General features: G+C 72.7%; 23 protein-coding genes. 14 read left to right on the top strand and 9 right to left on the bottom strand.

What is annotated here, in order from left to right:
• Nucleotides 1-302 precede the first annotated feature (302 nt).
• Nucleotides 303-1,925 (top strand): chaperonin GroEL, encoded by a 1,623-nt coding sequence (groL, locus tag AB0A94_RS22775; protein WP_217130139.1) that lies wholly within the window; start codon nt 303-305, stop codon nt 1,923-1,925.
• A gap of 81 nt (nt 1,926-2,006) precedes the next feature.
• On the opposite strand, the gene AB0A94_RS22770 is transcribed toward groL, so the two are convergent.
• Nucleotides 2,007-2,135, bottom strand: coding sequence for a hypothetical protein (locus AB0A94_RS22770; RefSeq protein WP_361746970.1), 129 nt, complete (start codon nt 2,133-2,135; stop codon nt 2,007-2,009).
• Between the two features lie 157 nt (nt 2,136-2,292).
• Here AB0A94_RS22770 and AB0A94_RS22765 point away from each other — a divergent pair, with 157 nt between their 5' ends.
• The 4 genes from AB0A94_RS22765 (at nt 2,293) to AB0A94_RS22750 (ending at nt 6,372) form a co-directional block, all read left to right on the top strand.
• Nucleotides 2,293-3,423: an NADH:flavin oxidoreductase gene (locus AB0A94_RS22765; protein ID WP_361746967.1), complete on the top strand. Its 1,131-nt coding sequence runs from the start codon at nt 2,293-2,295 to the stop codon at nt 3,421-3,423.
• 245 nt (nt 3,424-3,668) lie between these two features.
• The gene (locus tag AB0A94_RS22760) at nt 3,669-5,156 is read left to right on the top strand and encodes an MFS transporter (protein WP_361746965.1); all 1,488 of its coding nucleotides are present in this window, start codon (nt 3,669-3,671) and stop codon (nt 5,154-5,156) included.
• A gap of 425 nt (nt 5,157-5,581) precedes the next feature.
• Nucleotides 5,582-5,938 carry a beta/gamma crystallin domain-containing protein gene (locus AB0A94_RS22755; RefSeq protein ID WP_361746963.1) on the top strand — a complete coding sequence of 119 codons (357 nt, stop codon included), beginning with the start codon at nt 5,582-5,584 and terminating at the stop codon, nt 5,936-5,938.
• A 62-nt stretch (nt 5,939-6,000) separates the two neighbouring features.
• Nucleotides 6,001-6,372, top strand: coding sequence for a beta/gamma crystallin domain-containing protein (locus AB0A94_RS22750; RefSeq protein ID WP_361746961.1), 372 nt, complete (start codon nt 6,001-6,003; stop codon nt 6,370-6,372).
• A 67-nt stretch (nt 6,373-6,439) separates the two neighbouring features.
• On the opposite strand, the gene AB0A94_RS22745 is transcribed toward AB0A94_RS22750, so the two are convergent.
• From AB0A94_RS22745 to AB0A94_RS22735, 3 genes are all read right to left on the bottom strand, one after another.
• Nucleotides 6,440-7,009, bottom strand: coding sequence for a hypothetical protein (locus tag AB0A94_RS22745; protein ID WP_361746959.1), 570 nt, complete (start codon nt 7,007-7,009; stop codon nt 6,440-6,442).
• Between the two features lie 49 nt (nt 7,010-7,058).
• The gene (gene murQ / locus AB0A94_RS22740; protein WP_361746957.1) at nt 7,059-7,994 is read right to left on the bottom strand and encodes an N-acetylmuramic acid 6-phosphate etherase; all 936 of its coding nucleotides are present in this window, start codon (nt 7,992-7,994) and stop codon (nt 7,059-7,061) included.
• Between the two features lie 128 nt (nt 7,995-8,122).
• Nucleotides 8,123-8,989 (bottom strand): MurR/RpiR family transcriptional regulator, encoded by an 867-nt coding sequence (locus AB0A94_RS22735; protein ID WP_361747228.1) that lies wholly within the window; start codon nt 8,987-8,989, stop codon nt 8,123-8,125.
• A gap of 197 nt (nt 8,990-9,186) precedes the next feature.
• Between AB0A94_RS22735 and AB0A94_RS22730 the strand changes: the two genes are divergently transcribed.
• Together AB0A94_RS22730 and AB0A94_RS22725 are read left to right on the top strand one after the other, a co-directional pair.
• Nucleotides 9,187-9,603 (top strand): hypothetical protein, encoded by a 417-nt coding sequence (locus tag AB0A94_RS22730; RefSeq protein WP_361746955.1) that lies wholly within the window; start codon nt 9,187-9,189, stop codon nt 9,601-9,603.
• Complete coding sequence (locus tag AB0A94_RS22725) at nt 9,600-9,878, top strand: DUF4031 domain-containing protein (protein ID WP_217130146.1); 279 nt, start codon at nt 9,600-9,602, stop codon at nt 9,876-9,878. Before AB0A94_RS22730 ends, AB0A94_RS22725 begins: the two co-directional genes overlap by 4 nt.
• Here the strand turns inward: AB0A94_RS22725 and AB0A94_RS22720 are convergent.
• Both AB0A94_RS22720 and AB0A94_RS22715 read right to left on the bottom strand, forming a co-directional pair.
• The gene (locus AB0A94_RS22720; protein ID WP_361747226.1) at nt 9,860-10,903 is read right to left on the bottom strand and encodes a GNAT family N-acetyltransferase; all 1,044 of its coding nucleotides are present in this window, start codon (nt 10,901-10,903) and stop codon (nt 9,860-9,862) included. The two genes, AB0A94_RS22725 and AB0A94_RS22720, sit on opposite strands and share 19 nt — an antisense overlap.
• A 34-nt stretch (nt 10,904-10,937) precedes the next feature.
• Nucleotides 10,938-11,600 (bottom strand): hypothetical protein, encoded by a 663-nt coding sequence (locus AB0A94_RS22715; protein ID WP_361746953.1) that lies wholly within the window; start codon nt 11,598-11,600, stop codon nt 10,938-10,940.
• A 48-nt stretch (nt 11,601-11,648) separates the two neighbouring features.
• Between AB0A94_RS22715 and AB0A94_RS22710 the strand changes: the two genes are divergently transcribed.
• From AB0A94_RS22710 to AB0A94_RS22700, 3 genes are all read left to right on the top strand, one after another.
• Nucleotides 11,649-12,062, top strand: a complete 414-nt coding sequence (locus AB0A94_RS22710; protein WP_361746951.1) for a cytidine deaminase — start codon at nt 11,649-11,651, stop codon at nt 12,060-12,062.
• Nucleotides 12,063-12,101: 39 nt separating this feature from the next.
• A complete protein-coding gene (locus tag AB0A94_RS22705; RefSeq protein WP_361746949.1) occupies nt 12,102-12,782 on the top strand; it encodes a maleylpyruvate isomerase family mycothiol-dependent enzyme in 681 nt (226 codons plus the stop codon).
• Between the two features lie 108 nt (nt 12,783-12,890).
• On the top strand, nt 12,891-13,580 hold the full coding sequence (locus AB0A94_RS22700; RefSeq protein ID WP_361746947.1) for a copper homeostasis protein CutC: 690 nt from the start codon (nt 12,891-12,893) through the stop codon (nt 13,578-13,580).
• A gap of 250 nt (nt 13,581-13,830) precedes the next feature.
• On the opposite strand, the gene AB0A94_RS22695 is transcribed toward AB0A94_RS22700, so the two are convergent.
• Entirely contained in the window at nt 13,831-15,912 is a 2,082-nt protein-coding gene (locus AB0A94_RS22695; protein WP_361746945.1) for an ATP-binding domain-containing protein, read from the bottom strand.
• A 193-nt stretch (nt 15,913-16,105) separates the two neighbouring features.
• On the bottom strand, nt 16,106-17,023 hold the full coding sequence (locus AB0A94_RS22690; protein WP_361746943.1) for a helix-turn-helix transcriptional regulator: 918 nt from the start codon (nt 17,021-17,023) through the stop codon (nt 16,106-16,108).
• A 94-nt stretch (nt 17,024-17,117) separates the two neighbouring features.
• Between AB0A94_RS22690 and AB0A94_RS22685 the strand changes: the two genes are divergently transcribed.
• Together AB0A94_RS22685 and AB0A94_RS22680 are read left to right on the top strand one after the other, a co-directional pair.
• Nucleotides 17,118-17,990: an aldo/keto reductase family oxidoreductase gene (locus AB0A94_RS22685; RefSeq protein WP_361746941.1), complete on the top strand. Its 873-nt coding sequence runs from the start codon at nt 17,118-17,120 to the stop codon at nt 17,988-17,990.
• Between the two features lie 130 nt (nt 17,991-18,120).
• On the top strand, nt 18,121-18,282 hold the full coding sequence (locus AB0A94_RS22680) for a hypothetical protein (RefSeq protein WP_361746939.1): 162 nt from the start codon (nt 18,121-18,123) through the stop codon (nt 18,280-18,282).
• Nucleotides 18,283-18,296: 14 nt separating this feature from the next.
• On the opposite strand, the gene AB0A94_RS22675 is transcribed toward AB0A94_RS22680, so the two are convergent.
• Nucleotides 18,297-19,076, bottom strand: coding sequence for a helix-turn-helix domain-containing protein (locus AB0A94_RS22675; protein WP_361746937.1), 780 nt, complete (start codon nt 19,074-19,076; stop codon nt 18,297-18,299).
• Nucleotides 19,077-19,297: 221 nt separating this feature from the next.
• Between AB0A94_RS22675 and AB0A94_RS22670 the strand changes: the two genes are divergently transcribed.
• Together AB0A94_RS22670 and AB0A94_RS22665 are read left to right on the top strand one after the other, a co-directional pair.
• Nucleotides 19,298-19,966: a DUF4097 family beta strand repeat-containing protein gene (locus tag AB0A94_RS22670; protein WP_361746935.1), complete on the top strand. Its 669-nt coding sequence runs from the start codon at nt 19,298-19,300 to the stop codon at nt 19,964-19,966.
• A gap of 29 nt (nt 19,967-19,995) precedes the next feature.
• A partial coding sequence (locus AB0A94_RS22665) for an ATP-binding cassette domain-containing protein (protein WP_361747224.1) occupies nt 19,996-20,146 on the top strand: 151 nt, incomplete at its 3' end.

Here is a 20,146-nt window from a genome sequence, read left to right as displayed (position 1 = left end):
TTCTGCCGACGAAGGGCCCGCACCCCCCGGGGTGCGGGCCCTTCGCCGTGCCCGGGGACGGCGCGCGGCGGTGTTCGCGTGCGGCTGAGCGCCCCCGCGACTCCCCGAAGGCGCTTGCACTCGCATGGGTCGAGTGCTAATCATTGCGTTAGCACTCTGAAGGTGAGAGTGACAACGAAGGACCGGGTCGGTGAGGCCCGCGGGCCGTGTGGGGCAAGGAACCACGGGGTCGGCGAGCCGTCCGTCGCGGGCGCGGGCGCGGTCCGAAGGAATCACCCCCAGTCCTGGAGGGACCACTTCACATGGCCAAGATCATCGCGTTCGACGAGGAGGCGCGGCGCGGCCTCGAGCGCGGCATGAACCAGCTCGCGGACGCCGTCAAGGTGACGCTCGGCCCCAAGGGCCGCAACGTCGTCCTCGAGAAGAAGTGGGGCGCCCCCACGATCACCAACGATGGTGTCTCCATCGCCAAGGAGATCGAGCTCGAGGACCCGTACGAGAAGATCGGCGCCGAGCTGGTCAAGGAAGTCGCCAAGAAGACGGACGACGTCGCCGGTGACGGTACGACCACCGCGACCGTCCTCGCCCAGGCCCTGGTGCGCGAGGGCCTGCGCAACGTGGCCGCCGGCGCCAACCCGATGGCTCTGAAGCGCGGCATCGAGAAGGCCGTCGAGGCCGTCTCCGGCGCCCTGCTCGAGCAGGCGAAGGATGTCGAGACCAAGGAGCAGATCGCCTCCACGGCCTCCATCTCCGCCGCCGACACCCAGATCGGCGAGCTCATCGCCGAGGCGATGGACAAGGTCGGCAAGGAAGGCGTCATCACCGTCGAGGAGTCCCAGACCTTCGGTCTGGAGCTGGAGCTCACCGAGGGTATGCGCTTCGACAAGGGCTACATCTCGGCGTACTTCGCCACCGACATGGAGCGTATGGAGGCCGTCCTCGACGACCCGTACATCCTGATCGCGAACTCCAAGATCTCCAACGTCAAGGACCTGCTCCCGCTCCTGGAGAAGGTCATGCAGTCGGGCAAGCCGCTGCTGATCATCGCCGAGGACGTCGAGGGCGAGGCCCTGTCGACCCTGGTCGTCAACAAGATCCGCGGCACCTTCAAGTCCGTCGCCGTCAAGGCCCCGGGCTTCGGCGACCGCCGCAAGGCCATGCTCGGCGACATCGCCATCCTCACGGGCGGCGAGGTCATCTCCGAGGAGGTCGGCCTCAAGCTGGAGAACGCGACGCTCGACCTGCTGGGCAAGGCCCGCAAGGTCGTCATCACCAAGGACGAGACCACCATCGTCGACGGTGCCGGCTCGGCCGACCAGGTCCAGGGCCGCGTGAACCAGATCCGCGCCGAGATCGAGAACAGCGACTCGGACTACGACCGCGAGAAGCTGCAGGAGCGCCTGGCGAAGCTCGCCGGCGGTGTCGCGGTCATCAAGGCCGGTGCCGCCACCGAGGTGGAGCTCAAGGAGCGCAAGCACCGCATCGAGGACGCCGTCCGCAACGCGAAGGCCGCCGTCGAGGAGGGCATCGTCGCCGGTGGTGGCGTGGCCCTGCTGCAGGCTTCCCAGGTCTTCGAGAAGCTGGAGCTCGAGGGCGACGAGGCCACCGGTGCCGCCGCCGTCAAGCTGGCGCTCGAGGCCCCGCTGAAGCAGATCGCCGTCAACGCCGGCCTCGAGGGCGGTGTCGTGGTGGAGAAGGTGCGCAACCTGACCCCGGGCCACGGCCTGAACGCCGCGACCGGCGAGTACGTCGACCTGGTCAAGGAAGGCATCATCGACCCGGCGAAGGTGACCCGTTCCGCCCTGCAGAACGCCGCCTCCATCGCCGCGCTGTTCCTCACCACCGAGGCCGTCATCGCCGACAAGCCGGAGAAGGCCGCGGCCCCGGCCGGCGGCGGCATGCCGGGCGGTGACATGGACTTCTGATCCTTCCGAGGATCGGATCCGTCCGTCACGTACCGAGGGCGGCACCCCCTGTTCCGGCAGGGGGTGCCGCCCTCGGGCGTTTCAGGCGGCGCACCACGGCACGCGGCGGACGCGCGGTGCCGTGCCCCGCGGGCACAGGTCCCGCAGCACCGCCTTGCGGACCCCCGCCGGACCGCCCACCGGGTGGCCGTAGAGGTCGGCGGTCGTCATCCCGGTCCCCGGCAGGGCGCGCAGGAAGACGTCTCGTGACCGGAGTCACATTCGGGCTCCGGGTGGGAATGCCTCCCCTCGCTTCCCGGTTGCCGCTGAACGTGCATTTAATGCACGCACACATACTGACCGGTATTCGCAGCAGAGGAGCCCCCACGTGACCGTCACCGCCCCGGACACCGCCGCTCGAGCGGCCGCGATTCTCTCCCGGCCCACCACGATCAACGGTCTGACCGTCCCCAACCGCATCGCCATGGCGCCGATGACCCGGATGTTCTCGCCGGGCGGTGTTCCCGGTGAGGACGTGGTGTCGTACTACTCGCGCCGTGCCGCGGCCGGTGTCGGGCTGATCGTCACCGAGGGGACGTACGTGGGGCACGAGTCGGCCGGGCAGAGCGACCGGGTGCCGCGGTTCCACGGGGAGGAGCAGCTCGCGGGCTGGGCGAAGGTCGCCGAGGCGGTGCACGCGGCGGGCGGCACGATCGTGCCGCAGCTCTGGCACATCGGCATGGTCCGCGAGCAGGGCCAGGCGCCGTACCCGGACGCCCCGGCGATCGGCCCGTCCGGGGTGCGCACGGACGGCACCGAGGGCAAGGGCGAGGCGATGACGCAGACCGACATCGACGACGTCGTCGCCGCGTTCGCCCGGGCGGCCGCCGACGCCGAGCGCATCGGCTTCGACGGCGTGGAGCTGCACGGCGCCCACGGCTACCTCATCGACCAGTTCCTGTGGTCCGGCACCAACCGCCGCACCGACGCCTACGGCGGTGACCCGGTGGCCCGCGCGACGTTCGCGGCGGAGGTCGTGGCGGCGGTGCGCGCCGCCGTGTCGCCCGAGTTCCCGGTCGTCTTCCGCTACTCGCAGTGGAAGCAGGACGCCTACGACGCCCGGCTCGCCGAGACGCCCCAGGAACTGGAGGCGATCCTCGCCCCGCTCGCCGCGGCCGGTGTCGACGCCTTCCACGCGTCCACGCGCCGCTACTGGCTGCCGGAGTTCGAGGACTCCGACCTCAACCTGGCCGGCTGGACGAAGAAGCTGACCGGGAAGCCCGCCATCACGGTCGGCTCGGTCGGCCTGGACGGCGAGTTCCTCAAGGCGTTCCAGGGGGAGGGCGCCGAGCTCGGCAGCATCGACAACCTGCTCGACCGGATGGAGCGGGACGAGTTCGACCTCGTCGCCGTGGGCCGCGCGCTGCTCCAGGACCCGGAGTGGGCGGCCAAGGTGCTGGCCGGCCGCTTCGACGAGCTGACGCCGTACGAGCCGGCGTCCCTGCAGACCTTGAGCTGAGCCGGCGTCCCCGCGGGCGCTGAGTCGAGTCGGCGTCCGTACGGGCGCCGAGTTGAGCCGGCGGTCCCTGCGGGCGCTGGGATGAGTCGGCGTCCCTGCGGACGCTGGGCCGAGTCGGCCGATGGCGCCCCCGGACGTGGGGGCGTCATCGGCTCGTCACTCGTTTTTAATTTGCTTAAGTCAATCAATCGCCTTAAGGTTGCCTGAGTCAAGTATTGGCCTGAGTCCCGACGGAGACCTCCTTCATGTCCGACGCACTCGACCGTTCCCCCACGCCCGGCACCGCCGCGCCGCCCAAGACCGGTGCCGTGGTGCCCGTACTGGCCTTCGGCGGCATCGTGGTCTCGCTGATGCAGACCCTGGTGATCCCGATCGTGGGGCAGCTGCCGCAGTACCTGAACGCCTCGGCGTCGGACACCGCCTGGGCCATCACCGCCACCCTGCTCGCGGCGGCCGTCGCCACCCCGGTCATGGGCCGGCTCGGCGACATGTACGGCAAGCGCCGCATGCTGCTGCTCAGCATGGCCATGCTGGTGGTCGGCTCCGTCGTCGCCGGACTCAGCGACTCCCTGGTCCCGATGATCGTCGGCCGCGCCCTGCAGGGCCTGTCGTCCGGTGTGATCCCGCTCGGCATCAGCATCCTGCGCGACGAACTGCCCGCGGAGAAGCTGGGCTCGGCCACCGCGATGATCAGCGCCTCGCTCGGCGTCGGCGGCGCCCTCGGCCTGCCCGTCGCCGCGCTCATCGCCGACAACTTCGACTGGCACATGCTGTTCTGGATCTCGGCCGCGCTGGGCGTGGTCGCGCTGGCCGCGGTGACGGCCCTCGTGCCGGAGTCGAAGGTGCGCACCGGCGGCCGGTTCGACCTGACCGGCTCGATCGGCATGGCGGCCGGTCTGGTCTGCCTGCTGCTGGCGATCTCCAAGGGCGGCGACTGGGGCTGGTCGAGCGGCACCACCCTCGGCCTGTTCGCGGCGGCCGTCGTCATCCTGGTGGCCTGGGGCCTCTTCGAGCTGCGCAACGACCAGCCGCTGGTGGACCTGCGCAGCACGGCCCGTCCCCAGGTGCTGATCACCAACCTCGCCTCGGTGGCGATCGGCTTCGCGATGTTCTCGATGTCCCTGGTCGTCCCGCAGGTGATGCAGCTGCCGGAGGAGACCGGTTACGGCCTGGGCCAGTCGCTGCTGTCGGCCGGCCTGGTCATGGCCCCGTCCGGCCTGGTGATGATGGCGCTGGCCCCGGTGTCCGCGCTCGTCTCCCGCGCCAAGGGCCCGAAGGCGACACTGATGATCGGCGCCCTGATCGTGGCCGCGGGCTACGGTCTGAACGTCCTGCTCATGGACGAGGTCTGGCACTTCGTGCTGGCGTCCTGCGTCATCGGCGCCGGCATCGGCTTCACCTACGGCGCGATGCCCACACTGATCATGAGCGCCGTGCCCGCCTCCGAGACGGGCGCCGCCAACAGCCTCAACACCCTGATGCGCTCCATCGGCACCTCCGTCGCCAGCGCCGTCGCCGGTGTCGTCCTGGCGCAGATGACCACGGAGTTCGGCCCGTACGCGCTGCCCTCCGAGAGCGCCTTCCGCACGGTCCTGGCGCTCGGTGCCGGCGCCGCGCTGCTCGGCTTCGCCATCGCCGCCTTCATCCCGCGCCGGCCGGCCGCGGCGGCGGATGCGCACGCCGTCGCCGAGGGCCCGACCGAGGAGCCCACGGGGGTGGCCTCCAAGGCGTAGACACGGTTCACCGCGGCTGACGGCCGCCGCCCCGGGGTCCTCCCGGGGCGGCGGCCGTTCGTCGTCGCGGCCGGTCGTGACCGGTGGGGCGCTCCGGACGAGTCCCGGGAACGTCCTGGGGACCGGGCCGCCGGGACGGAGGAGGGGGGCCGGCTCCGGTCGGCCGGGCCGCAGGGGCGGGAGAGGGGGCCGGCTCCGGGCGGCCGGGGTACGGGCCCGGGCGCGCTCTCCACCTCTGGTTAGACGCGGGAATCCTTCCGCGGACCGAGGGGAGCGGGACGGCCCGGACCATAGTCTCGATCACATCGGTAAGGCGACTCCTACAGGCCCCCACCAGCGGTTTCTCGGGTGCTGGATGCCTCACCGCCTTGGTCCGCATCCACCTGTGCCGCCGTTCCCCGGCACCACCCCGAGAGAGCACCGACATGAGAAGACCCGCCCTGCGCGCCGCCTCCGTCGCCGCCGTCGCGGCCGCCGCCTTCACCGTCCTGCCGGCGAGCCCGGCACACGCGATCAACAAGACCGTCTGCGGGGGCTGGCTCCCGAACCCCGAACTCACCCACGTCGTCAACGCGAACGCGCAGGACCATCACTGCTTCGCCAACGCGGGCAGCCTGGACGTGGCGATCTACGACATCGACGTCGTCTCGTCCGGCAACAACAAGGTGACCATCACCTACCAGCAGAAGCTGGGCGGGGCCGGCGAGGACATCACGCTGGAGAAGTGGCAGCGGCGCGACTTCAACAGCGCTCACAAGATCTCCCGGATCAGGATCCACTGAGGCAGGACCGCCTACTCCGCACGACCCCGCCCCCTCCCCTCCGGCACCGCGAAGGAAGAAACGTGAACACCTCCAAGACCAAGGCCGCCGCCGTGACCGTGCTCGCGACCGCGGCGCTCATGGCCCTGCCCGGGACCTCCGCACACGCGATCGACAAGGTCCCCGTCGAACACTGCGCGCTCTTCGGCCTCCAGGCACGCCCCGACCTGGCCCGCATCGTCAACAACGACGGCTTCGACCTGCACTGCTTCGCCAACGCCGGCACGCTGCAGGTGGCCGTCTACGACATCGACTACGTCTGGTCGGGCGACAACAAGGTGACCATCGGCTACCAGCAGAAGCTGGGTGGCGCGAAGCAGTGGGTCACGCTCGCGAAGAACACCCACCGGGACTTCGACAGCGCACACAAGATCTTCGAGATCAGGATCCACTGACCGCCCTCCGGCCGTCTTGGCCGTTTTGGCCGTCCGTACCGTTCGCGCCGTTGCGTCGTCCCGGCCGTCAGAGATTGCCCATCGGCTCGATGTCGACCCGCACCGGCGTCCCCCACACGCGCAGCACCTCGTAGTCGGTGAACTCGTGCACGATCCGGTACGCCATGGCGGCCCGGGGCCCGCGCCGCTGCGCCGCGATGTACAGCTCCGCCTCGCGCCGGTCCCGGCGCGGGGTGCCGCACAGCTGCCAGGTCTGGCCGTTCCACAGCTCCGGCAGCCAGCGCTGCTGCGGCTGCGGCCGGTCTCCGCGCACCCCGTACCGGGACGGCGCGGGCTCGGCGGGCCGGGCCTGCGGGGCGGGGCCGTTGAACTCGGCGCGGCGGGCGGCGCGGCGCCGGGTCTCGCAGAGCAGGCACAGGTCCGGGGCGCTCTCGTCGACCGGCCCCGTCGGGTGCTCGGCGCACCGCGTGCTGGGCGCGGCCGTGGTGACGCTCTCCTCCAGCAGGTCCAGGGCCCGCTTCAGGTCGTCCTTCACTTCGTGCAGCCGGGCGTCCGGGGTGTCGGCGGACAGTGCCTCGCCGTGCTCCCCGAGCACGCGCAGGGCGCGGCCCAGGGCGGTGAGCTGCGCGTGGTTCATGGTTCGTCTCCGGGTCGGGTGCTCTCCAGTATCCGCCCACGGGCCTCCTCTACTCCCGCGCCCTGGCGAGCGCCGCGCGCAGGTGGCCGTCGGACTCCGCGAGGAGGCGGGCGGCCGTCGGGCCGTCGACGTCGGCCAGGATGACCAGGATCGCGTGCTTGACCTCGCCGTCCGTGGCGCTCAGGGCGCGCTCGACGACGTCGTCCGCCGCGCCCGTCGCCTGCGCGACGATGCGGCGGGAACGAGCGCGCAGCTTCTCGTTGGAGGCGCGCACGTCGACCATCAGGTTCCCGTACGTCTTGCCCAGCCGGATCATCGTGATCGTCGACAGCATGTTCAGCACCAGCTTCTGCGCCGTACCGGCCTTCAGGCGCGTGGAGCCGGTGAGGAACTCCGGGCCGACGACGACCTCGATGCCGTGCTCGGCCGCCGCCGCCAGCGCGCTGCCCCGGTTGCAGGCCAGCCCCACGGTGAGGGCGCCGCGCGCGCGGGCGTACGCGACGGCGCCGACCGCGTACGGGGTGCGGCCGGAGGCGGAGACCCCGACCACCGTGTCGTCGGCGGTCAGCTCCAGCGCGGCCAGGTCGGACTCGGCCAGCTCGCGCGAGTCCTCGGCGCCCTCCACCGAGGTGACCAGGGCGTCGGGGCCGCCCGCGACCAGGCCGACGACCCGCGCCGGGTCGGTGTTGAAGGTGGGCGGGCACTCGGAGGCGTCCAGCACCCCGAGCCGGCCGGCGGTGCCGGCGCCCGCGTAGACCAGCCGCCCGCCGCGGGCCATCCGCTCGGCGACGGCGTCGATCGCGGCGGCGATCACCGGTACCTGTTCGGCCACGGCACCGGCCACGGTGGCGTCCTCGCCGTTCATCAGCCGCGCGATGTCGAGGGTGGGCAACCGGTCGACGTCCGCCAGCTCGGGCCGGTACGCCTCGGTGGTGAGCTTCTCCAACTGGGCGCGGAGGTCGTGGTGGTGGGGGGTGGAGGTCATGGCGGTGTCTTTCCGGTCCGGGGTCGGGCGGCCGACCTGGGGGCGCGGCACTGTGCTTGGTATGCGGCTACCGCCGCGTGGGCGCGATCAACCACGGACCACCCGCGGCCGACCACGGCGGCACACCCCTACGGCCCCTTGCGGAGCACCCGGTGCCGGTGCGCCAACGCCTCGTACGACGCGGACAGCGCCGGCGCCGCCGACTCGTACGTCCGCTGGGCGACCCCCACGAACAGGCAGTCCACCACCAGCAGCTGCCCCGTCCGGGAGGACATCGCGGCCGGCCGCAGCTCGCTCTCGCGGGCCGTGGACGTGGTCAGGACGTGGTCGGCGTACTGCGTGACGGGGCTGTCCGGGCGGCCGGTGACCGCCACCGTCGTCGCCCCGCGCTCGAAGGCGACCCGGAGGGGTTCGATGACGTCCCCGGTCGACCCGGAGTGCGTGACGGCGATAGCCACGTCCCCCGGGCGCAGCTGCACCGCGTTGGTGACGGCGAGGTGCGGGTCGCTGTGGGCGTGCGCCAGCAGGCCTATGCGCAGCAGCTTCTGGGTGAGGTCCTGGGCGACGAGTCCCGACGCGCCGACGCCGTACACATCGGTGCGGCGGGCGCCGGCCAGGGCGGTCACGGCCGCCGCGAGCTGGACGGTGTCCAGTCCGGCCGCGGTGTCGGCGAGGGTCTGCTGCTCGTCGTAGGCGAGTTTCGCCACGACGTCGGCTAGGGGGTCGTCCACCGCGATGTCGGTGGTGATGGCGGGCGCGCGGCCGGACTGCTGCTGGGCGGCGAGACCGGCCAGCGCGAGGCGCAGATCGCGGTAGCCGGGGTAGCCGAGCAGGCGGGCGGTGCGGACGACGGTGGCCTCGCTGGTGCCGGTGAGTTCGGCGAGCCCGGTGACCGTGAGGGCCGCGCAGCCGGCCGGGTCGTCGGCGACGGCCTCGGCGACCCGCTGCATGGAACGGGTCATCGACGGAGCCAGCGTGCGGACCTTGGCCGCCAGGGCGGCGGGCGCGGGAGGCGCGGGCGTGCCGCCGCCCGCACCCGGAGCGCCCGGGCCACCGCTCGTGCCCGGGCCGCCTAGGCCGCCCGAGCCACCCGGACCGCGCCCGCTCGCGAAAATTTCCTTCACTTCATCGGTCACAATGTGAAAGATATTTTCGGTCCGGTCGTACGGTCAAGAGTGCGCACAATGGGGGCATGGACCCCCACGCTCCCCACGGCGAACCCGGCACCCACCCCGTCAGCCCCCTGGAACAGGCGTTGCACGCGGCGCGCGCCCTCGTGCTCGCCGATCTGGTCGCGCGTGAGGTCGCCGAGGCGGACGTGGTCTCCCTGGTCGAGGATTCCGTCACGCACCGGCGCTGGTGGGTGGAACAGTGGCCGGACGGCGCCGGGTTCCTCCCCGGCCTGGTCGCCCAGGACGTACAGGACGCCCTGCTGGAACGGCACGGCCGCTGGCCGCTGTGCCCGGTCTGCGGCACCGGTGACCCGCACGCGCTGGACGTGGAGCCGGAACTCGGCCCCGATCCGCACTGGGTGTGCCACAAGGCGGGCGTGAGGGTCGCGGCCGTGGGCGGACTGGGCGGGGCCGCGGGCGGGGCGGGCTCCTCGTGACCGTGTACATCGACCCGCCCACCTGGCCGGGCCACGGCCGGATGTGGTCCCACCTCGTCAGCGACCTCTCCTACGACGAACTGCACGCCTTCGCCGACCGCCTGGGCGTCCCCCGCCGCGCTTTCGAACGCGACCACTACGACATCCCCCGGCACCGGTACGCCGACGCGGTGCGCGCCGGGGCGGTCGAGGTCAGCAGCCGCGAGGTGGTGCGGCTGCTGCACGGGGCGGGGCTGCGGCGCCGCAAGGGCGCGGCTCAGCCGCGGAGTTCGTAGGAGATCTGCCCCTCCTGCCGGGACACCTCGGTGAAACCGGCCCGGGTGACGACCTTCTGCGAGGGCACGTTCTCCTGCTCGACGACGGCGGCCACCGTCCGTACGCCGTCCTGCTCCAGCGCCCAGCGCGACAGCGCGCGCAGCGCCTCGGTGGCGTAACCGTGGCCGCGGGCGCCCACGACGAGGTCGTAGCCGATCTCCACGCGGCCGTCCCCGTCCGGGACGCCGTGGAAGCCCATCGCGCCCACCGCGCGGTCGTCGTCCCGCCGGACCAGCACGTACATGCCCCACTCCGGGTGGAACACGCCCTCCTCGTACTGCTTGACCATGATCCCGGCGCCTTCGCGGGTGCCGTCGGCGGCGGCCCCGCCGACCCACTCGTGACCTCCGTCACCCGCCAGGGACAGGTCGGCGGCGGTCGCCGGGGTGACACCCTCCAGGGTCAGCCGCTCCGACCGGAGCACCGGGTTGTTGCTCCAGCGCCAGGCGGTGACCGGCTCCCGACCGGGCAGTTCGCCGCGCCCGGTCGCCCACAGCAGCGTCCGCCACGGTGTGGGCCCCGGCTTGACCCGCGGAAAGATCCGGGTGAGGACGAAGGAGGCCAGCTCGGTCGGCGGCTCGTACGCGATTCCCATCCCCTCGGCGATGTCGTGCGTGTGCAGCAGCACCTCGGCCACGCCCATCGCGGCGAAGCCCTCACGGTTCGCGTGCCGGAAGGGGTACGGGTGGAAGGCGCGGACCGCGCGCGGGGTGGTGCGGACCGCGGCGGCGAGCAGGGCGCCGGTCGCCTCGACCGTCTTCAGGACGCCGGCGTTGTCGGTGTCCTCGTCGAGCGAGAGCGTGAAGGGCAGGCGGCCGGCGGTCGAGCGTCCCGCGAGCCGCCCCGCGTACGCGATGAGATCGTCCGCGATGTGTTCCGCCGCCTCCCGGCAGTTCCACTCCAGCCGCCCGGCCCTCACCTTCTTCCAGTCCCGGCCGGCGACCGTCCCCAGCGCCGCCACGCAGTCCGCGACGGCTTCCTCCACCTGTTCCGCTCCCACAGCATGCATGCGGGGCAGGCTAGGCGGGCGGTGCGGGTGCGGTCGACAGCATTTCCAGTTCCCCGCGCATGTTGTAGCGGGCGGTGGCCTCCCAGTGCTCCTGCCCGTAGGGAGTGCGGAACAGGCGGGGCAGGGCGAGGAGTTGCCGCAGCACGTCGGCACGGCCCGCGCGGAAGGAGTCGTTCGGCACGAAGTGGTACTCCTCGCGCACGGCGGCGGTGTAGGCGGCGTACGACGACGGCGACGCGGCGAGGACCGCGAGGTCGGCGTCGCACAGCACCTGCCCGTCGCGGTCGTCGTCGGCCGGATCGTGCGTGACGGTGAGCCGCACCAGCCGGGCCACCTCGGCGGTCTTCTCCGCGGACACCCCGGCCTCGGGGAGGGCCCGCTCGGCGAGCCGGGCGGACCGCTCCTCGTTCTCGGAGCGGTCCGGCAGGTACACGGCGTCGTGGAACCAGGCGGCGAGCCGTACGACGTCCGGGTCCGCCGCGTGGTCCGCCAGCTCGTCGACGTGGTCGAGGACCGCCGTGAGGTGGGTGAGCGTGTGGTAGTGCCGCTGCGGCTCCTGCCAGCGGCCGAGCAGGTCGTCGGCGTACGGCGACGGGTCCGGGCCGCCCCCGGGGCCGCGGGCTCCCTCCAGGGCGCGGGCGAATCGGGCACGCAGGACTTCGGTGTCGGCCATGGGCCCATTGTCCGCCCCGGCTTCCGGCGCCTGTCGCAGACTGAGGGGATGACCACGCAGATCCACTCCGTCGACCGTGAACTCGTCGAGGCCGCCGCCCGGGTCGCCCGTACCCGTTGCCGGGGCGACAACCACACCATGGCGGCCGCCGGCCGCGGCCGGGACGGGCGGATCGTCACCGCGGTGAACGCCTACCACTTCACGGGAGGGCCCTGCGCCGAGCTGGTCCTCGTCGGCACGGCCGCGGCTCAGGGGATCTACGAACTGGAGACGATCGTCGCCGTGGGGGACCGGGACCGGGGGGTCGTTCCGCCGTGCGGCCGGTGCCGACAGGTCCTGCTCGACTACTTTCCCGGGCTCAAGGTCGTCGTCGGCGAGGGTGAGCGCCTGCGGGCCGTCGCCGTCACCGATCTGCTGCCCGAGAGCTATGTCTGGGCCGATCACCAGGTCGACGGCGAGTAGGGCCTGTGGGACGGCGGCTCCGCAACTAGCGTGGGCGGTATGACGACTCCTGCGGATGTGCGGAACGTACGGGACCCGGAGCTGCCGGGGCGGCTGTTGGCCGTCGAGCGGGACGCGCTGGTCCCGTTGCTGAGGGGGAGGGCGGACGCGGACTTCGCGTTGCCGGTGGTGGCGTGTCCGGGGTGGACGGTGCGGGACGTGCTGGCGCACTGCTCGGCCGCGTTCACCCGGGTACTGGAGCGGCGGTTCGAGGACGGGGTGTTCTCGCCCGAGAGCAACGAGCGGGACATCGCCGAGCGGGCCGGGTGGACGAACGCCCGGGTCGTGGACGAGCTGGAGCGCGGGATGACCGGGGCGGGGCCCGTGATCGCCAAGGCGGGCGGGGCGCTGGACGTCCTCGCGCTGGGCGAGTGGGTGCACGCCGGGGACGTACGGGTCGCGCTCGGGGAGCCGGGCGCGTACGCGGGCGCGGGGCTGCCGTACGCGCTCGCCCTGCTGGGCCAGGTGACCGGCCGGGAGGGTCATCCGCCGCTGCACGCCGACCTCGACGACGCCGACGAGCCGCTGCGCCTGGGCGACGCCACGGGGGAACGTCCTCCGGCCCGCTACATCGGCGACGGGCCGACGCTCGTACGGCTGTACGCGGGGCGTCCGGTGGACGGTGCCTCGTACGAGCTGGCCGGGGTGGAGGCGGCGGAGCTGAACATCTTCGGGGGCTGAGCGGAAGGGCTGGGCGGAGGGGCGGGGCGGCCCCGGGCGGGTGGTCGGGCGTAGGCTTGGATTGGACTAGACCTGTAGTCGCCGTCTGATGCCGAGGAATGGGGCCCCATGAGCAAGCGTGCAGTCCTGGAGGTGATCGCCCTCGACGTCGAGGACGCGGTGGCCGCCCAGGCCGGAGGTGCGGACCGCCTCGAGCTGGTGACCGACATGGCGGCGGACGGGCTGACGCCTTCGGCGGCGACGGTCGCGGGGATCCGGGCGGCCGTGGACATCCCGGTGCGGGTGATGCTGCGGCTGGCGGACGGGTTCGCGGCGGGGGACGTCGAGCGGCTGGTGGCTGCCGTCCGCGGGATGCGCGAGGCCGGGGCGGAGGAGTTCGTGCTCGGGTTCCTGGACGCGGAGGGCGGGGTGGACCTGGGGGCGGTGGAGCGGGTCGCCCGTGAGCTGGAGGGGTGCCGGTGGACGTTCCACCGGGCCATCGACCGGGCCGCCGACCGGGACGCCCTGCGCAAGCAGCTCGCGGACTTCCCCGGCCTGGACACGTACCTGACGGCCGGGGCGGCCGGGGGAGTCGACGTGGGGATGCCGACCCTGCTCGCGGAGGCGGGGCGGCGGGGGGAGCCGGGGTACGAGCAGCAGTTGCTGGTGGGGGGCGGGTTGCGGCTGGAGCACGTGCCGCTGTTGCTGAAGGCCGGGATCGACGCCTTCCACATCGGGGGAGCGGCGCGACCGCAGGGGTGGGGCGGGCCGGTGTCGGCGGAGGCCGTCGCCGAGTGGCGGCGGGTGCTGGAGGGCTGAGCGTTCGCTCCCTTGTCACCGGGCGTCGGGCTGGGCGGGGGTGGGCTGGGCTGCGGCTGGGCGGGGGTGGGGCGCGCGGCCCGGCGCTCGCGGGGTGCCGTCGCGCCCACCCTCCCCCACTCTCGGCTTCGCTCAAGCGGGGGGGGGACCCCATCGCCCCAGCGGCACGACTGCCCGCGGGTACGGCGGCGTGCGGCTGCCCGCGGGTACGGCGGCACGACTGCCCGCGGAGACGAGGGAGCGGTGGCGGTTACGTCAGTTGCTCCGGCAGGTCAGTCGTGTGCGTGACGATCAGGCCTGACACAGCTCGGGTCAGGGCCACGTACAGGCGGCGCAGGCCGGTGCGCTCGTCCGGTTCGGCGTCGACCACCGCGCGGGGTTCGTCCAGGACCACGTAGTCGTACTCCAGGCCCTTCGCCAGGGAGGCCGGGACCAGGGTCAGGCGGGTGTCGTGCGTCGTCTCCTCGCCGGGGGCGATGAAGGGGATGCCCGCCGAGGTCAGTTCCTCCGCCAGTTCCGGGACGCGGGCGTCCGCCGCGATCAGGCCCACCGAGCCCTCGTTGCGCAGGAGTTCGCGGCAGGCGGAGACTGCGTCGGCCGTCCCCCCGGACCGGCGGACCTCGAAGAAGCCCGGGTTCTCGCGGATCGACGCCACCGGGGTCAGCCCCGGCGCGATGTGGGGGAGGAGCCGGGAGGCGTAGGTGATGACGTCCGTGGGGACGCGGAAACCGGCCGTCAACTCCTCGATCACCGCGCCCTGTTTGCCCAGGTGGAGCAGGGCCTCCTCCCAACTGCGGGTCGCCCAGGGCGTGGTTCCCTGGGCCAGGTCGCCGAGGACGGTCGCCGAACCGGTCGTGCAGCGGCGGCCCACCGCCCGGTACTGCATGGGGGACAGGTCCTGCGCCTCGTCGAGCACCACGTGCCCGAGGGAGTGCGTGCGCTGGATCAGGTCGGCCGCCTCGTCGATCAGCACCGCGTCCGTCGCCGACCACTTCGCCGACTTCACCGAGCGGGCGGGCTTCGCCCACAGGATCGTCTTCCGCTCCTGCTCGTCGAGCAGGCCCTCCGCGTGCTCCGCCAGGAACTCCGGGTCGCTCAGCAGCCGTAGCACCAGCTTCGCCGGGTCGACGGCCAGCCAGACCGCCTTCACCGCCGCCTTCACCGCGCTGTTGCGGGCCACCGCGTCCTGGACCCTGTCGTCCGGCGCCTCGCCCGCCCGCTCCATCTGCACCAGCACGGCGTGCGCGATGCGCTGCGGCAGGGCGTCGCGGGCGGCCCCGTAGCGGATGTCGCGGTCGAGCAACTGCCGGACGATCTCCTCCAGTTCGTACGCCGGGACCCGCCAGCGGCGGGAACCGCGCACGACCACGACCGGCTCGGTGGGCATCGTGACGTGTGCGTAGAGGGCCCTGCGCAGGACCTCCGCCATCCGGGCGTCGCCCTTGACCACCGCCGCCGGCGCGTCGTCCGTCCCGCGCACCTCCACGTGCGCCACCAGGTCGTCCACCGTGGCCTGCGCCACGGTCAGCTCGCCCAGCGCGGGCAGCACCTGCTCGATGTAGTGCAGGAAGGAGCGGTTCGGGCCGACGACCAGTGTGCCGGTGCGGGCCAGCCGCTCGCGGTGGGCGTAGAGGAGGTAGGCGACCCGGTGCAGGCCGACGGCGGTCTTCCCGGTGCCGGGGCCTCCCTGCACGCACACGCTGCCGGACAGCCCGGACCGTACGATCTCGTCCTGCTCGGGCTGGATCGTGGCGACGATGTCCCGCATCGGGCCGACGCGCGGACGCTCGATCTCCTGCTGGAGCAGCTTGCTGGTGGTCGCGGCCTCCGCCGGGTCGGAGAGGTGCTCGTCCTCGTACGCGGTGAGGTCGCCGCCCGTGTAGCCGAAGCGGCGGCGCAGCGCGATGTCCAGCGGGTCCTTCTTGGACGCCCGGTAGAACGGCTGCGACACCGGCGCACGCCAGTCGATCACCATCGGGTCGCCGTCCGCGTCGTGCACGTGCCGGCGCCCGATGTAGAAGCTCTCCCCCTCCGCGCCCTCCGCCTGCTCGGCGCCGGGGGAGTGCAGGTAGTCGAGGCGGCCGAAGAACAGCGGGGTGTCGCTGAGGTCGGCCAGCGCCTTGATGCGCTCTTCGATCTGGTGCGCCAGCGCGGCCGCGTTGACCCAGTTCGCGGTGACGTCGCTGATGTCGAGGGCCTCGACGTCCTCGCGCATGGCGCGCAGTGCGGAACGGGACGCGTCGAGGTGGGCGCGCTCGCGGGCGAGCGGGTCGTCTGCGGGGATGCTCGCGGGACCGTCTGCGGATTCGTCTACCGGCGTGGACGCGGACAAGGGGGTGCCTCCGGGGGACCTGCTGCGGGGATTGCTGCGGTGTACCGGCCGGTTTCCGTCCGGACGGCGGCGCTCCGTGAGGGGAGGCGGGCAAGAGCGGAGAGTCTAGGACGCGCGGCCGGTGCGGGCCAAACGGTTTGTGCGCCGGACGGGGCGGCGGGCGACGGGGCGGGCCCGCCCGTGGCCGCCCCGGTCAGCTCGTACGCGCCGAACCGTCCGCTTCCCGCACGCCGGGCCCGTCGGGCACGTCGCGCACGCCGGGCCCGTCGGCCGGCCGCCGCGCCGGTCGTCCCATGGCCAGCGAGGCGAGCAGGGCGAGCCGTTCGGCGGCCTCGCTCCGCGGTTCGGCGTGGTAGACCGCGAGCATCAGGCCGTCGGAACCGTCGACCTCCAGTTTCGACATGGTGAGGTCCAGCCGGCCGACCTGGGGATGGTTCATCCCGATCGGCCCGTTGCCCATCGGCCGCACGTCGTGGCGCGCCCACACCTGCCGGAACTCCTCACTGACCAGCGACAGTTCGCCCACGAGCTGGACGACCCGCGGGTCGTCGACGTCCGGCCCGAGCCGTCGGCGGAACGCGGCGACGCACCGGGCCGCCGTGTGTGCCCAGTCCGTGTGCAGCGCCTGCTCGGCGGGGTCGAGGAAGAACGACCGGAGCCGGTTCTCCCCCACCCGGATGCTCGGGGCCAGCGCGGTGGCGAGCGCGTTGACCGCGATCACGTCGAGGGACCTGTCCGTCACGAAGGCCGGCAGTCCGATCGTCTCGAGCAGCTGTGCCGTGGCCGGCGGAACCGGCCGCCGACGGAACCGGCGCCGGGTACGGGGGCGCGGCGCGGCGAGCTGGTGGAGGTATCCCGTGGCGGTGTCGTCGAGCAGGAGCACCCGGGCGAGCGCGTCGAGGACCTGCGCCGACGGATTGCGGTCGCGGCCCTGCTCCAGCCGCAGGTAGTAGTCGGAGCTGATGCCGGCGAGCATGGCCACCTCCTCACGGCGCAGCCCCGGCACCCGGCGCATCCCGTGCGTCGGCAGCCCGATGTCCTCGGGCGTCACCAGTTCCCGGCGCGCCCGGAGGTAGTCACCGAGCAGGTTCTCCTCAGGCATGTCCTCCATGCTAGGCGCACGGTGGCGGCCGTCCCTGTCCCTGTCACTCCCAGGATCGGCAGGGACCTGGGCGGACCTGCGGGCGGCCGGGACGGTGGGAGGCATGAACACTCCGACCACATCCCTCCCCGGCGGCACCTGGACGATGGGCGACCTGACCGTCACCCGCTTCGGCTACGGGGCCATGCAGCTGACCGGCCCCGGTGTGATGGGGCCGCCGGCCGATCACGACGGCGCACTCGCGGTGCTGCGCGAGGCCGTACGCCTCGGCGTCACCCACATCGACACGGCCGACGCCTACGGGCCGCACGTCACCAACCGGCTGATCCGCGAAGCGCTGCACCCCTACCCCGACTCGCTGCACATCGTGACCAAGGTGGGTGCGGTCCGCGACGCACAGGGCGGCTGGCCCCCGGCCCGCGAGCCGGACGAGCTGCGCCGGGCCGTCCACGACAACCTCGAGCACCTCGGCGTGGAGTCGCTGGACCTCGTCAACCTCCGGCTCGGCAACGCCGAAGGCCCCCAGCCGGGGTCACTGGCCAAGGCCTACGAGACCCTCGCGGAACTGCAGCAGCAGGGCCTGATCCGGCACCTGGGCCTGAGCAACGCCACCGCCGACCAGATCGCCGAGGCGGAAACCATCGCCCCGTTCGTCTGCGTGCAGAACCTCTACAACCTCGCCCACCGCCAGGACGACGACCTCGTCGACCGGCTCGCCGAACAGGGCATCGCCTACGTGCCGTTCTTCCCGCTGGGCGGCTTCAGTCCCCTGCAGTCCTCGGTGCTCTCGGCCGTGGCCGACCGGCTCGGCGCCCGTCCGATGTCGGTCGCCCTGTCCTGGCTGCTGCACCGGTCGCCCAACATCCTGCTCATCCCCGGGACCTCGTCGGTGGCGCACCTGCGGGAGAACGTCACCGGCGCGGGCCTCTCCCTGTCCGAGGAGGACCTCGCCGAGCTGGACACGATCGGCCGCTGACCCGCCGCCCCTAGGGGACGACTCGTCCTGCCCGAGGGGGACGGGTCGTTCCGGAGGCGTACGCGGCGGGCCGGCGGGCCGGTCCCTCCGGCCGATGCCCGTGCCGGGGGCGGAAGGCAACCATGGAGACATGAGCGCAGCGACCCTCCACCCCACCACGACGCCCGTCCAGGGCAGTCGTCCGCACCGCCTCGGTGATGCCCTGCGCGCCGTGAGGGTGTTCCTCGGCGCCGCCTTCGACGTGATCGTCCTCGGCGAGTACGACGAGGAGGCGGGCGTCCGCCGCACGTAGGCGGCGCCGGTCGGCTAACCGCGGTCCGGGCGTGGCCCGGTGGTGTCGTCCGAGGCCGTTCCCGTGGTGTCGTCCGAGGCCGTTCCGGGGTTCGTGTAGAGGACTTCGCGAGCCTGTTCGGCAGCGCGGATCATGGTCTCGGCCACGAAGTCGAGAAAGCGGGCGGCGTTCTCCAGGCGCACGGCGGCCGGTGTGCCGGGCCCCATGACGTCGACGCCCAGGCGTGAGGTCTCGGCGACCTGGGCGGTGGAGCGGGCGCTGGCCATCATCGACTGGTACCAGATGTCCTCGTCGAAGCCGTAGCGCTCACGGCGGCCCTCGTCGCGGAACCGGCGGACGAGGTCCTGGCTCTCCAGGAACGTGATCGCCTTGGAGACGGACGCCGGGCTGACCTCGAGGCGCTGGGCGAGTTCGGCGGCGGTGAGGCTCCCGCTGTCGGTGAGGGTGAGGCAGGCCATGACCCTGGCCATCATCTTGGGCGTGCCCGACGCTATGAAGACGGTGGTGAGCGTCTCCTCGTACGCGCGCACGGCCTCCGCGTCGCGGCCGTAGTCCTCCGTGAGCGCCTTCGGCCCCCGCGGCGCGGTCTGTCCGCGCCGGTGGGCCCGGCGTTCGGTGGCGCGGTGGGCCAGGTCCGCGCGGTAGCCGGCGGGGCCGCCGTTGCGCATCACCTCGCGCGTGATCGTCGAGGTGGGGCGGTCCAGACGCCTGGCGATCTCCGCGTAGGCGAGCCCGTCGGCCAGCCCCGTCGCGATCTGCTGGCGCTCCTGCTGGGTGAGCCTGCCTCCGGGCAACGCGGTCTCCTTCGTGGTCCGTGATGACGCCAGCATAGCTTTCGCTTCAATTCATTGCAACGACCGTGCCTTCCATTGTTGCGTTAGCTTTCAGCTCGTTGCAATGATTTACCTGCTGTGACCTGCGTAAACAACTATTGCGTGCAACAAAGTAATTGCTGCAATCGTGAACGCAACGTAGCGTTTCCGGTGTCAGAAACGACATCCCGAAGGAGCGCACGATGCAGTTCGACACCCCCTCCCCCCTCTCGGTCGCCCTCGACGTCCCCGCGGGCCGCATCCGGTTCATCGCCGCCGACCGGGCCGACACCGTGGTGGAGGTCCTGCCCGCGGACGCCACGAGGAGCCGTGACACGAAGGCGGCGGAGCAGACCAGGGTCGAATACGGCGACGGCGTCCTGCGGATCGACGGCCCGCCGGCGAAGAACCAGCTCCTCGGCCCGTCCGGATCCGTCGAGATCACCGTCCGGCTGCCCACCGGCTCCCACGTCGAGGGGAAGGCGGCCGCCGCGGAGCTCCGGGGCGTCGGACGGCTCGGCGACGTCACCTTCGAGGGTGCGCAGGGCCCGGTCAAGCTCGACGAGACCGCGAGCGCCCGCCTCGCCGTCCTCGCCGGCGACGTCTCGGTCGGCCGTCTGGGCGGCCCCGCCGAGATCAGCACCCAGAAGGGCGACATCCGCGTCACCGAGGCCGTGCGCGGCACGGTCACGCTGCGCACCGAGCACGGCGACATCTCCGTCGGCGCCGCCCGCGGAGTCTCCGCCTCCCTCGACGCCGGCACCGGCTACGGCCGGATCCACAACACGCTCAATAACACCGACGGCGCCGCCGCCGGCCTGGCCGTCCACGCGACCACCGCCTACGGCGACATCACCGCCCGCAGCCTGTGACCCCCTCGGCACCCGAAGGAGAACCCCTCATGACCGGCTTGGCCATCGCGGCGAACGGGCTGCGCAAGTCCTACGGCGACAAGACCGTGCTCGACGGCGTCGACCTCACCGTCCCGGAAGGCACGATCTTCTCCCTGCTCGGCCCGAACGGCGCCGGCAAGACCACCGCCGTGAAGATCC

Origin of the sequence: Streptomyces sp. NPDC044984 (assembly GCF_040646935.1) — a bacterium.
Taxonomy (GTDB): domain Bacteria; phylum Actinomycetota; class Actinomycetes; order Streptomycetales; family Streptomycetaceae; genus Streptomyces.
The sequence above is the reverse complement of the archived record's forward strand: the minus strand, read 5'-3'. Positions and strand labels throughout refer to the sequence as shown.

Excerpts from the sequence above, each read along its gene's own strand:
- AB0A94_RS22680 (WP_361746939.1), top strand. The coding sequence starts at position 18,121 with ATGAGCGCAGCGACCCTCCACCCCACCACGACGCCCGTCCAGGGCAGT.
- AB0A94_RS22755 (WP_361746963.1), top strand. The coding sequence starts at position 5,582 with ATGAGAAGACCCGCCCTGCGCGCCGCCTCCGTCGCCGCCGTCGCGGCC.
- AB0A94_RS22730 (WP_361746955.1), top strand. The coding sequence starts at position 9,187 with ATGGACCCCCACGCTCCCCACGGCGAACCCGGCACCCACCCCGTCAGC.
- AB0A94_RS22710 (WP_361746951.1), top strand. The coding sequence starts at position 11,649 with ATGACCACGCAGATCCACTCCGTCGACCGTGAACTCGTCGAGGCCGCC.
- groL (WP_217130139.1), top strand. The coding sequence starts at position 303 with ATGGCCAAGATCATCGCGTTCGACGAGGAGGCGCGGCGCGGCCTCGAG.
- murQ (WP_361746957.1), bottom strand. The coding sequence starts at position 7,994 with ATGACCTCCACCCCCCACCACCACGACCTCCGCGCCCAGTTGGAGAAG.
- AB0A94_RS22760 (WP_361746965.1), top strand. The coding sequence starts at position 3,669 with ATGTCCGACGCACTCGACCGTTCCCCCACGCCCGGCACCGCCGCGCCG.
- AB0A94_RS22770 (WP_361746970.1), bottom strand. The coding sequence starts at position 2,135 with ATGACGACCGCCGACCTCTACGGCCACCCGGTGGGCGGTCCGGCGGGG.
- AB0A94_RS22745 (WP_361746959.1), bottom strand. The coding sequence starts at position 7,009 with ATGAACCACGCGCAGCTCACCGCCCTGGGCCGCGCCCTGCGCGTGCTC.
- AB0A94_RS22715 (WP_361746953.1), bottom strand. The coding sequence starts at position 11,600 with ATGGCCGACACCGAAGTCCTGCGTGCCCGATTCGCCCGCGCCCTGGAG.
- AB0A94_RS22700 (WP_361746947.1), top strand. The coding sequence starts at position 12,891 with ATGAGCAAGCGTGCAGTCCTGGAGGTGATCGCCCTCGACGTCGAGGAC.
- AB0A94_RS22705 (WP_361746949.1), top strand. The coding sequence starts at position 12,102 with ATGACGACTCCTGCGGATGTGCGGAACGTACGGGACCCGGAGCTGCCG.
- AB0A94_RS22690 (WP_361746943.1), bottom strand. The coding sequence starts at position 17,023 with ATGGAGGACATGCCTGAGGAGAACCTGCTCGGTGACTACCTCCGGGCG.
- AB0A94_RS22685 (WP_361746941.1), top strand. The coding sequence starts at position 17,118 with ATGAACACTCCGACCACATCCCTCCCCGGCGGCACCTGGACGATGGGC.
- AB0A94_RS22670 (WP_361746935.1), top strand. The coding sequence starts at position 19,298 with ATGCAGTTCGACACCCCCTCCCCCCTCTCGGTCGCCCTCGACGTCCCC.